Origin of the sequence: Herbaspirillum sp. UBA812, assembly GCF_002296545.1 — a bacterium.
GTDB classification, from domain to species: domain Bacteria; phylum Pseudomonadota; class Gammaproteobacteria; order Burkholderiales; family Burkholderiaceae_D; genus Herbaspirillum; species Herbaspirillum huttiense.
This window is the reverse complement of sequence record NZ_DBIC01000119.1, coordinates 1-11,238: the sequence shown is the minus strand read 5'-3', so window position 1 is coordinate 11,238 and position 11,238 is coordinate 1. Positions and strand designations below refer to the sequence as shown.

At 64.4% G+C, this 11,238-nt stretch carries 9 protein-coding genes and 1 pseudogene; 8 read left to right on the top strand and 2 right to left on the bottom strand.

Translation table 11 applies throughout. The annotated features are described in order from the left end of the window. A partial coding sequence (locus B3873_RS07770) for a GMC family oxidoreductase N-terminal domain-containing protein (protein ID WP_286865083.1) occupies positions 1-1,227 on the bottom strand: 1,227 nt, incomplete at its 3' end. Between the two features lie 27 nt (positions 1,228-1,254). After that, positions 1,255-1,758, bottom strand: a complete 504-nt coding sequence (locus B3873_RS07765) for a sorbitol dehydrogenase family protein (RefSeq protein ID WP_286865081.1) — start codon at positions 1,756-1,758, stop codon at positions 1,255-1,257. A gap of 446 nt (positions 1,759-2,204) precedes the next feature. Between B3873_RS07765 and B3873_RS07760 the strand changes: the two genes are divergently transcribed. The 8 genes and pseudogenes from B3873_RS07760 to B3873_RS07725 form a co-directional block, all read left to right on the top strand. Beyond that, complete coding sequence (locus B3873_RS07760) at positions 2,205-3,755, top strand: methyl-accepting chemotaxis protein (RefSeq protein WP_286865079.1); 1,551 nt, start codon at positions 2,205-2,207, stop codon at positions 3,753-3,755. A gap of 254 nt (positions 3,756-4,009) precedes the next feature. Further along, positions 4,010-5,485 (top strand): ATPase domain-containing protein, encoded by a 1,476-nt coding sequence (locus B3873_RS07755; RefSeq protein WP_286865077.1) that lies wholly within the window; start codon positions 4,010-4,012, stop codon positions 5,483-5,485. A 2-nt stretch (positions 5,486-5,487) separates the two neighbouring features. After that, the gene (locus B3873_RS07750) at positions 5,488-5,883 is read left to right on the top strand and encodes a response regulator (protein WP_051057399.1); all 396 of its coding nucleotides are present in this window, start codon (positions 5,488-5,490) and stop codon (positions 5,881-5,883) included. Positions 5,884-6,135: 252 nt separating this feature from the next. Then, entirely contained in the window at positions 6,136-6,546 is a 411-nt protein-coding gene (locus B3873_RS07745) for a response regulator (protein WP_051156474.1), read from the top strand. Between the two features lie 166 nt (positions 6,547-6,712). After that, positions 6,713-7,432 carry a response regulator transcription factor gene (locus B3873_RS07740; RefSeq protein ID WP_286865075.1) on the top strand — a complete coding sequence of 240 codons (720 nt, stop codon included), beginning with the start codon at positions 6,713-6,715 and terminating at the stop codon, positions 7,430-7,432. Between the two features lie 463 nt (positions 7,433-7,895). Continuing rightward, positions 7,896-9,215 (top strand): MFS transporter, encoded by a 1,320-nt coding sequence (locus tag B3873_RS07735; RefSeq protein ID WP_134223223.1) that lies wholly within the window; start codon positions 7,896-7,898, stop codon positions 9,213-9,215. 118 nt (positions 9,216-9,333) lie between these two features. Then, entirely contained in the window at positions 9,334-10,608 is a 1,275-nt protein-coding gene (locus B3873_RS07730; RefSeq protein ID WP_286865073.1) for a DUF3142 domain-containing protein, read from the top strand. A gap of 8 nt (positions 10,609-10,616) precedes the next feature. Continuing rightward, positions 10,617-11,238 (top strand): annotated as a pseudogene (locus tag B3873_RS07725) (hypothetical protein); the annotation flags it as partial.

The following is an 11,238-nucleotide window of genomic DNA, read 5'->3' as shown; positions in this document are numbered from 1 at the left end:
TTCATGCGCCAGCACGACGTCGGCGGTGCAGGCGGTCATGCGGCGGATTTCCTCATCCAGCGCCTGGCCGACCAGTCCCTTCTTCAAGGCGGCGAACGTGACGAAACGATTGCGCGCGAAATTGTTGTAGCGGAAGTAGGCCCCCGCATGTTCCGAACGGAAGCTGCCCTGCGAGGTTTCCATGATGCCGCTGTTGACCACCGGTCCGACACCGGACCAGTAGGGTTCGGACAGCGTGAGCGTCATGGTCAGTTGCGGATGGTCCATCATGTTGCGGCCGACCTGGTCGGAGCTGTTGGCCAGTCCGTGCGGGTTGCGGCTGTTGGCCGACATCAGCAGCAGCTTGGGGGTCTCGATGCCGTTGCAGGCCAGCACGAAGATCTTGCCGGTGACGCGATGGCTGACCTTGTTCGCATCGAAGTAGTTGACTGCGTTCACGCGGTTGGCGTCATCGGTCTCGACCCGGTACACCACGGCATCGGTGAGGATGGTGGCGCCCTTGGATTCGAGGCGCGCCAGTGCGGTGGCGGCGTCGTACTTGGCACCGACCGGACAGACCGGCACGCAGTTGTTGTTGGCGCAGCAGGCCGGGCGCTCATCGTAGGGCATGCCGCTGTTGCGCGCCTGGGCCGTCGGGATGTTGTGGTAACCCAGTTCCCGGACCACGTCGGTGAAGCGCTGCTCGCCCGGGCTGAAGGGCAGGGCCGGCATGGGGTAGGGCGCCGAGCGCTGCGGCGGCCATTGCAGGGCCGGGTCGGACGGACCGCAGATGCCCAGCTTGTGTTCGACGCGGGTGTAATACGGTTCCAGCACGTCGTAGCCGAAGGCCCAGTCGCGGCCCACGCCGTAGAGCGTGTGCAGCTGCATGTCTTCCGGCGTCAGGCGCCAGCAGGTGCCGGCCCAGTGCCAAGTGGAGCCGCCGGCATAGCGGATGAAGGTCTGGGCGTATTTGTCGGGACCGGAGAGCTCCAGGTAATGATCGTCCGGATTCTCGCTGGAGGGCATGGGATGCGGTGCCCACGGACGCGGCGGATAGCAGGAGGAAGGATCGCCCTTGAGCGCCAGCGGCAGGTTGCGGAAATTTTCCACCACTTCGGCGCGCGCCACGCGCGGACCGGCTTCCAGCATCAGTACGGGGATGCCGGCATCCAGCAGTTGCTCGGCGATGAGCACGCCCACCACGCCGGTGCCGACGATGACCACCTCGGCCTTGTTGTTGCTGTTCATACGTTGATTTTCCACAGGTTGCAGGGATCAGAAGCGCGGCATGTCGGCCAGCGGCACCGTGACCTGACGCCAGCGGTTGGGACCGCTGATGCCGTAGGAGGGGATGGCGACCACGTCCAGCGTGGTCTGGTAGGTCAGCGCTTCTTCATAGGTGAAGACCGTGGCATTGCGCTTTGGCGAAGAGCAGCCGGTATACCAGGCGAAGATGATCCAGTAGGCCAGCGTCTGCTGCGGGCCGGCGGGGATATCGGCGAAGAAGTCTTCCACCTTGCGGGCCTGCTTCTGTTCGGCGATGGCCAGCAACTGGCGCATCAGGGTGTCGAGGTCGGCGTGTTCGCGCGCGGCCACTTCCAGCATGCGCGCGCCCACCGCCGGATTGAGGCGGTGATTGACCAGCAGCGCGGACAGGCGCATGAAGGGGGCCAGTTGCGGGCTGTCAGGCTGCGGGACGGCCCAGGAGGGCAGGCTGGACAAGGCGACGTAGCTGCCCAGCAGGCTCACGCCGGTCAGCAGCAGGCTGCGCCGGGACATGGTGACTTGACGGGGAAATCGGTTCATTGGCGGCGTTGGCATGTGCCTGGTGCGAGGAGGGCCCGAAGGCGGCGGCCTCGATGGCCAAGACGATGCGTATTGTGGTGGAGAGGAAGTGAAGCTGTCGGTCGGCTGTATTGCTGGTGTTTGCGCTGCTGTATCGGTGCTGTATTGGGATATCGGTGCGACTGTATTGCTTGCGGATCGCTGACTGTTTGCTGACGTGATACTGCAGCTTGATCGCTGCGCATGTTAACAGGGTTTGCCCTGGCGCGCAGGGCGCTGTTGCAGCAAGGCATCTGCCGGGTAAAACGCCTTCTCTTTTGGCGATTGGATGGCGGGAGATTTCGTGATAATCCTCGCGGGGAATGGCGAGCCCTGCGCAGGATCGGCAGAGCGGGCCACGATGACAGGCGTGACATTCAATACGATCAGGGGCGGTGACGATGGGGTGGTTCAAGAATCTGAAGATTGCCAGGAAACTGCAGCTGGCATTTCTGGCAGTGCTGGTGTTGATGGCGGTACTGGGGATCTTCTCGATCAACCAGCTGGCCAAGGTCAAGAATGCGTCCTCTGAAATCTCGCGCGACTGGATGCCGGCACAGAAGAAGCTGGGCGACATCAAGCTGTATTTCGTGCGCCTGCGCGGCACCGAATCGCAACTGGCGATCTATGACGGCGATGTCGAGGCCATGAATGGCCTCATCTCGCGCAGCCAGGCCATCCTGACCGGCCTGGACAAGACCATGAAGGATTACGCCGCCACCCTCGATACCCCGCAGGAGCGCGAGATCTATCCCAAGGTCGCGGCGCAGATTGCGGAATTCCTGGCCGAGCACAAGAAGATCGTGGCCGCCTTCCTGGCCAAGGACAATGCGCAGGGGCGCGATCTCTTCCTCGGCTATTCCAACAAGCTCTATCCGCAGATCCTGGGGGATTTGGAAAAGCTCATCAAGATCAACCAGGAGGGCGGCGATGCCGCCACCGCCGGTGCCGACGACACCTTCAGCCAGTCGCGCGTGGGCGTGCTGGGACTGCTGATCGCGGCCCTGGCCATCGGCATGGGCCTGGCGATCACCATGGGGCGCATCATCGCCGCCCCCTTGCAGGATGCCGTGGGCATCGCCCGCCGCGTGGCCGGGGGTGACCTGGGGGCCGAGATCAGCGTGCACAGCAAGGATGAAACCGGCCAGCTGCTGCAAGCCCTGCAGACCATGAACGAGGGTTTGCGCCAGGTGGTGGGCCAGGTGCGCAATGGCACCGACAGCATCGCCACCGCCTCCACCGAGATCGCCACCGGCAACCTGGACCTGTCGCGCCGTACCGAGCAGCAGGCCACTGCCCTCGAAGAAACCGCTTCGGCCCTCGAAGAACTGACCTCCACCGTCAAGCAGAATACCGACAACGCCCGCCAGGCCAACCAGCTGGCCATGGCCGCCTCGGGCGTGGCCGCGCGTGGCGGCGGCGTGGTGGGCGAGGTGGTGCAGACCATGGAAGCCATCAACGATGCCTCCAACCGCATCGTCGAAATCATCAGCGTGATCGATGGCATTGCCTTCCAGACCAACATCCTGGCCCTGAACGCCGCCGTGGAAGCGGCCCGTGCCGGCGAGCAGGGGCGCGGTTTTGCGGTGGTGGCCTCCGAAGTTCGTTCGCTGGCCCAGCGTTCCGCTTCCGCTGCCAAGGAGATCAAGCAGCTCATTGACGATTCGGTCAGCAAGGTCGGGGCCGGTACCACGCTGGTGCGCCAGGCCGGGTCGACCATGTCGGAAGTGGTGGAGAGCGTCAAGCGCGTGACCGATGTGGTCTCCGAGATTTCGGCTGCCAGTACCGAACAGAGCGTGGGGATCGACGAGATCAACCGCGCCGTGTCGCAGATGGACGAAGTCACCCAACAGAATGCCGCCCTGGTGGAGCAGGCCGCCGCCGCCGCGCAATCCATGCAGGAACAGGCGGCCGGCCTGGCCAATACGGTCAGCGTCTTCAAGTTGCGCTGATTCCCCGCAGTCCGTGGCCGGGCCTGGCTGGCCGGCCACGCGTACTGATGAGTTTGCGGCCAGCCCCCCTACCTCCCGCCCCCTTCTCGGCCCCTGCGGCCTTGCTCTCGCGCCTGCGCACGGCGCAGGTATTTACCTCCCCAAGGTGCAACTTTTGCGCTGTATGACAACCTTAGTCATACCGTGGGCAATCGTATAATGACGAAAAACTCATTAAATCTTTGCACAATAATAAGCACCGAGCCTTCCTCCACATGAGCCATCTCCCGCAGTCTCCCTTACCTGCCGCCGTTGCGACGCTGCGGCCCAGCCGCATTTCGTTGATCAGCACGGGCATTGCCGGCTTTGACGAAATCCTGGGCGGCGGCCTGCCGGCGGGCAGCCTCTATCTGATCCAGGGACTGGCCGGGAGTGGCAAGACCACGCTCGCCTCGCAGGTTGGTTTTGCGCAGGCACGCAGCGGCAACAAGGTGATGCTGCTGACGCTGATCGCCGAATCGCACGCCAAGATGCTCAATCATGTGAGCAATTTTGACTTTTTCGATGAGAGCCTGGTCGGCGACCAGATGCAGATGTTGAGCGGCTACGGTGCGCTGGCCAGCGAAGGCCTGCGCGGCCTGCTGCGCCTGATCAGTGCCGAACTGAATCGCCATCGCCCGGCCATGCTGATCATCGACGGGTTCCGCTCGGTGCGGGATTCCGGTCCGTCGGACCTGAATCTGTCCGAATTCATGCATTCCCTGAATGCGCTGGTGTTCACCATGAATTGCACCACCCTGCTGCTCTCGCCGGTGGAAGGCAACATGCCCGAGTCCGAAAACACCCTGGTCGATGGCGTCATCGAACTGAGCCAGCACGAGTCCGGCATGCAGCTGGAGCGCGAGATCAAGGTCTTCAAGCTGCGCGGGGCCAATCACCTGCTGGGCAAGCACGTCTTCGAGATCAACCAGAGCGGGGTCGAGATCTTCCCCCGCTTCGAAGCCACCGCCACCCGCGCCGGCAAGGTGCCGGGTACCTCGGATCGTTATGTCAGCGTCGGTATCCCGTCCTGGGACAAGTGCATCGGCGGCGGCGTGGTCAGCGGTTCGCTGACCTGTCTGCTGGGCAGCCCCGGCGTGGGCAAGACGCTCATGGGGCTGCACTTCATCGAACAAGGCTTGAAGGACGGCCAGCAATGCCTGATCCTGGGCTTCTACGAATCCCCCGAACGCCTGCTGGCCAAGGCCCGCAAGGCCGGCATGCAGCTTGATGAACATATTGAAAGCGGCGCGCTGCAGGTGATGTGGCAGCTGCCGCTGGAAATGCTGTGCGACGACCTCGCCAAGCGCATGCTGGACAACATCGCGCGCCGTGGCGTGACGCGCCTGTTGATCGATGGCGTGGATGGCCTGCGCAGCATCGTGGTGCAGCAGCAGCGCATGCGTCCCTTCCTGGTGGCGCTGACCAATGAACTGCGCGCGCGCGGCGTGACCACCTTCATCACCGAGCAACTGCCGTACTTCCGCGAATCGCAGCCCCAGGTCGACCCCAATTCCTCGCAGCTGTACGAAAACATGATGCTGCTGGAATACGTGGTGAAGGACAGTGTCAACCGCCGCCAGATTTCCGTGATGAAACTGCGCGAAAACGGCTACGACGGTGCCAGCCGCCTGATGAACATTTCGGATGCCGGCATCGAGATCGATGGCCTGGTGACCCCACTTGCCGCGCCGGTTGCGGATGGACGTTGACCATGTCCGGAGCGTCACCCCCACAGCAGGCGGCACTGCCCCTGCTCCTGATCGTCGACGATGAGATCGATATCACCGATACCTATGCCATGCTGCTGGAGCTGCATGGCTATCGGGTGGTGACCGCCGTGCACGGGGCCGACGCGCTGACCAAGGCGCAGCAGGCCTGGCCGGACCTGGTCATCTCGGACTGCATGATGCCGGTGATGAACGGGCTGGAGCTGTGTGCGGCCCTGCGCGCGTTGCCGGGGGGCGCCACGTTGCCCATCATCCTGTGCAGCGGTGCCCCGGAACGTCACGATCTGTCGCAATCCAGTCACAACCTGTTCCTGCGCAAGCCGGTCTTCTTCGAGCAGATGCTGGCCGAAATCCAGCGCCTGCTGACCGCACGCCCCTGATCCTTCCCCCCCGTCTGAGTCCGCCTGCAGCCAAGCTCTGCCTTGGCCGGGCGCGGCCTTGCGTCTTGCTTCCCTTCGCTTTTGTCCAGGTGCACATCCGTGCGTGCGTACCCCGCTTGTGCCTTGCGTTTGCGCAATGTTGTCCAAGTTTCAGGAATTTCCTGATATCGCGTTTTGTCGCCAACCATCACCATCAGTCACAACAAGTCACCGTGACATCTGGTGCGGGACAGAAGGCAGGAGGGAGACGTGGTGGCAACTATCAGCAAGGCACCGACCGTGATGGTCGTGGAAGATCATCCCGAGTCGCGCGAGATGCTGTGCGGCATCTTGCAGCAGGGCGGACTGCAGGTGGTGGCGGCGGCCGATGGCGTGGATGCCATCGCGCAGATGCAGGAGCAGGCCCCCAGCCTGGTGCTGACCGACCTGCGCATGCCGCGCATGGATGGCATGGAGCTGGCGCGCTACATCAAGTCGCATGAACGTTTTTCCCCGATTCCGGTGGTGCTGATCAGCGCCCACCTGCCGGCGGCCAGTGCGCGCATTCCCACGATCGCCGCTTTCCTGCTCAAACCCTGTTCGGTCGACCACCTGCTCGGGACGGTCACCGGCCTCTTGCGCCAACACGCGCAAAGCCAGGCCCAGTGGAGTTTTCAGGTGTAAGGCATCTGCGAGTTTTTATGATTTTATCCGCAGATATTTTCTGTATAACGTTGTGATTATGGAAAGCATTTCCACGCCTGCAGCTGGCTCCGGGGGCAGGTTCCGGAGGGGGAGCGGGGATGCTCCGGCAGTCATAAAAACAGGTTTCGTCCGGAACACAAGAGTGATGAAAGTACTTATCGTAGAAAGCGATCTCGACTGGCGTAACACGTTGAGCGCACATGTGGGGGAATTGGGTTACGAGATCTCGGTCTGCTCGGCACTGGGCCAGGCCAGGGACATCCTCAAGAGTCGTCAGCCCGACATCCTGTTATCCGACATCGGCTTGCCAGACGGCAGCCTGCTGCCCGAACTGGCATCGTTGCGGCAGAATTTCCCGTCCATGGGCATCATCATCCTGACCGCTGCTACCCGTAGCGAGGAACGGGTGCGCTGCATGAGCGACGGGGCCGATTATTACCTGGTCAAGCTGGTCAAGCCGGTCAAGCTGGAAGAAGTCTCGGCCACGCTGACGGCCCTGGCACGCCGCATGAAGACCGCGCCGCACCAGAGCTCGCCGCAGTCGGAGAAATGGGCCTTCAACCGCCGCTCGGGACGCCTCTCCAGCAATGGCTCGGTGGCACTGCAATTCACCGACAAGGAAAGCACGGCCCTGGCGGCGTTGCTGCAAAGCCCCAACTATCCGGTCTCGCACGCGCAATTGTTCGACCTGCTGCGTTCCGGCGGCGAGGAATACGATGCGCATCGCATCGATGCCCTGATCTACCGCGTGCGCCAGAAATTGCGCTCGCTGGAGGAAGCGCCCATGCAAATCCGCAACATCTATGGCGAAGGCTTCCTGATGCTGCGCCGGTCCTCGGCGGTCGATATCGTGCTGGAATCCTGAGGCTGCGCCGCTGCTGCCGGCTCGCATGTGCGCGGGCGGGCAGGGCGCTCCCGGATTTTGGTCAGTTGCTTCACATTGTCATGAAGCTCGCTTTGCAGCAGTGGCTGCCTGGCGGGCTTCTTTGCTTTCCCAGGTCAGGAAACTTCATATCGGCCCGGAACCGGCAGGGATGCTGCCAGCTCACGCCCGGGCAGCAAGAAATGCTGCGTTGCGGAAGCTTTGCCGGTTTTTGGGGTATCATTAAGCAAGTTTCGACGCTAAATCGTATTTCTTCGCTTTACGTTTTCCGCTGAATCTGTCCTTCGCAGACATGTCCTGATCTTTCCTGGCATGCCCTCTGCGGCCACCCGAACGAACAAGTTGAAGCAGGCCATGCGGCCCGCTGCGGCATTGCCATGGGCGTCATTGTCCCGGGGCGATGTAGCGGCGGACCGGGTCGCCGCTTTGCCGTTAGTGAACCATCATGACCACTTCCGCTGAATCTGCTGAATTTACCGGGGCTCTGAACGAGTCCCAGCACCGACCGCTCACTTCCTCCGACTACCGCACCCTGGGCCTGTCCGCCCTGGGCGGCACGCTGGAGTTCTACGACTTCGTCATCTACGTGTTCTTCGCGGCGGTGGTCGGCAAGCTGTTCTTCCCGGCCGACATGCCGGAATGGCTGCGCATGCTGCAGACCTTCGGCATCTTCGCGGCCGGTTACCTGGCGCGTCCGGTGGGCGGCATCATCATTGCCCACTACGGCGACGTGATCGGCCGCAAGCGCATGTTTACGCTCTCGATCTTCCTGATGGCGGTGCCGACGCTGGTCATCGGCCTCTTGCCGACCTACGCCAGCATCGGCGTGGCTGCGCCCATCCTGCTGCTGTTGATGCGCACCCTGCAGGGCGCGGCCATCGGCGGTGAAATGCCGGGTGCCTGGGTGTTCGTGGCCGAACACGTGCCGGCCAACCGCTACAGCTTCGGCGTCGGTTCGCTGACCGCCGGCATCACCGGCGGCATCCTGCTGGGTTCGCTGATGGGGATCTTCATCAACAGCGTCTACGCACCGGCTGAAGTGGCCGGCTACGCCTGGCGCATTCCCTTCATCCTGGGCGGCGTGTTCGGACTGGTCTCGGTCTACCTGCGCCGCTATCTGGAAGAGACCCCGGTGTTCCGCGAGCTGGCGGCGCGCCGCAAGGAATCCAATGAACTGCCGCTCAAGACCGTGCTGCGCGAACACCGCGCCGCCAGCGTCCTGACCGCCGGCATGACCTGGTGCCTGTCGGGTGCGGTGGTGGTGGTGATCCTGATGACGCCGTCCTACCTGCAGACCGTACACCACCTGCCGGCCAAGCTGGTGATGCAGGCCAACTGCGCCGGCACCCTGATGCTGACCATCGGCTGCCTGGCCATCGGCTGGCTGTGCGACCGCATCGGTACCCGCGCCAGCATGATCATCGGCTGGGGTGGCCTGGGCCTGTCGACCTGGTGGTTCTACGGCCAGCTGCCGGGTTCGCCCGAGTCGCTGATCTGGGGCTATGCACTGGTGGGCCTGTTCGTGGGCAGCATCTCGCTGACCCCCATCGTCTCTACCCGCGCCTTCCCGCCGGCGGTGCGCTTTACCGGCTTGTCCTTTGCCTACAACATGGCCTATGCGGTCTTCGGCGGACTGACGCCGGTGCTGATCTCGCTGTGGATCAAGGCCGATCCGCAAGGACCGGCGCTGTACGTGATCGGCCTGTCCATCCTGGGCGTGCTGCTGGCCTTCGTGCCGATGAGCAGCAAGGGCTACAAGGCCTGATCGCGCTCCTCCTGCAAGGCTGACCGGGCCCGGTGACCGCAAGGTGCCGGGCCTTGGTTTTTTGGGCGTCGGCTCGCGTACAATGCCGGCCAACCGGAACTCCACCTCGCCGACGACCATGCCCCTCGCCTTCCTGCCCGCGCGCTTTGCCAGGCGCAGTTGCCTGTGTCTGATCTGGATGCTGCTGGCCGTGCTGCTGGCGGCGTGTTCCCGCCATCCCCTCCCTGCCGAAAAGCTCTCCCAGGACGTCTACATCTGGCAGCGCCAGTGGACCCCGTCCCTGCGCACGGCGCTCTCTGCTTCCAATGCCCAGGTGGCGCGCTGGCACGTGCTGGCGGCCGAACTGGGGGCCTCCGGCCGCTGGATCGACATCACGCCCGACGCCGAGGCGCTGGCCAATACCGGCCGCCCGCTGCTGATGACGGTGCGCATCAACGGCCAGCTGGCGCGCTTCGATGCGGCCGCGATCCAGGATCATCTGCTCGACCTGCTCACCACCTGGCGCCAGCGCGGCCTGCAACCGGCTGCGCTGGAAATCGACTACGACTGCGCCACGGCGCGCCTGCCCGAATACACCGCCTTCCTGCGCAGCCTCAAGGCCCGGATTGCACCGACGGATCTGACCGTGACGGCCTTGCCGACCTGGCTGGCCAGCCAGCAGCTGGCGCCACTGCTGGCCGTGGCCGATGCTTCCACGCTGCAGGTCCACGCCGTGCTCGATCCGCGCCTGGGCCTCTTCGACGGCGAGCGCGCCCGCGACTGGATGCGCCAGTACGCCGCGCAGACGCGCCGCCCCTGGCACGTGGCGCTGCCGGCCTATGGCTCGCGTGTGAGCTGGGACAGCCAGGGCCGCATCGCCGCAGTCGAAAGCGAACGTGCGCTCCTGGCCGGTGGCCTGGGGCGTGAACTGATGGCTGAACCGCAAGTGATGGCGCGCTTCGTGGCCGAAGTGGAAGCGGCCCCGCCGCCGGGACTGGCCGGGCTGATCTGGTTCCGCCTGCCGACCGGCGATGACCGCCGCGCCTGGAGTCTCTCGACCTGGCTGGCCGTGCTGGAACGCAAGCCGCTCAAGGGTGGCCTGGCGGTGCAACTGGTCGCCGGACAGGGCAACGACGCGCCCGCCGATATCCGCATCGACAATGCCGGCAATGCCGACGCGGCCTTGCCGCTGCGCGTGCGGGTGAACCTCGCGCCACGGGATGCAGCGTCTTCAGGGAACGTCTGCAGTGGTGACGGCATCAATGGCTACACGCTGGAAAGCGATGCCCGGGGACGCTACCTGCGCCTGGGCCAGGCCGGCCTGCTGCGCGCCGGCAGCAGCCGTACCATCGGCTGGCTGCGCTGTGCCGACGGCACGCCGGCCCCCGAACTCACACTGGAAATGGGATCCTGATGACAAAAATGAAGTGTTCTGCCGCTGCCCCCCGCGCCACGGGCCAGCGCAGCCTGCCCCGCCTGGGCCGCATGACCAAAATCGCCTGCGCCGCCAGCAGCCTGCTGGTGCTGGGTGCGGCCACGGTGGTAGCCTGCGGGCCGGATTTCCCGCTGCAATTGCTGGATGACCGCGCCGGTACCCTCAGCAATACGCCCGCCAATTCCTTCGCCTGGGAAGCCGCGCATCTGGTGACGCCGGCCGACAAGCTGCAAGCCGATGAGCGCAGCGGCTACGAACAGGCTGCAGGCCAGCCCGATGATCCACGCTCGCTGCGCATGATCGAGAAGGGCCAGCTGGAGGGCGCGCAGTGGGCCGCCCTGCAGGCCATGCGCGCCGCCTCCGATGGCGAGTCCGCGTATGCGGCCGGTGCGGCCTTGCCACCGGCCATTCGCCTCTACACGGCAGGGGCGCAGGACTTTCGCGCCAATGCCCTGACAGCGGCACGCCAACGTTTCGAAGCGGTACTGGCACTGCCGCCGCAGCAGGCCAGCGAACGCGCGGTGTGGGCGGCCTTCATGATGGGCCGTCTGCACGCCATTGAGGAGCGGCGTGCCGAGGCGATTGCCAGTTTCACCAAGGCACGCGCGC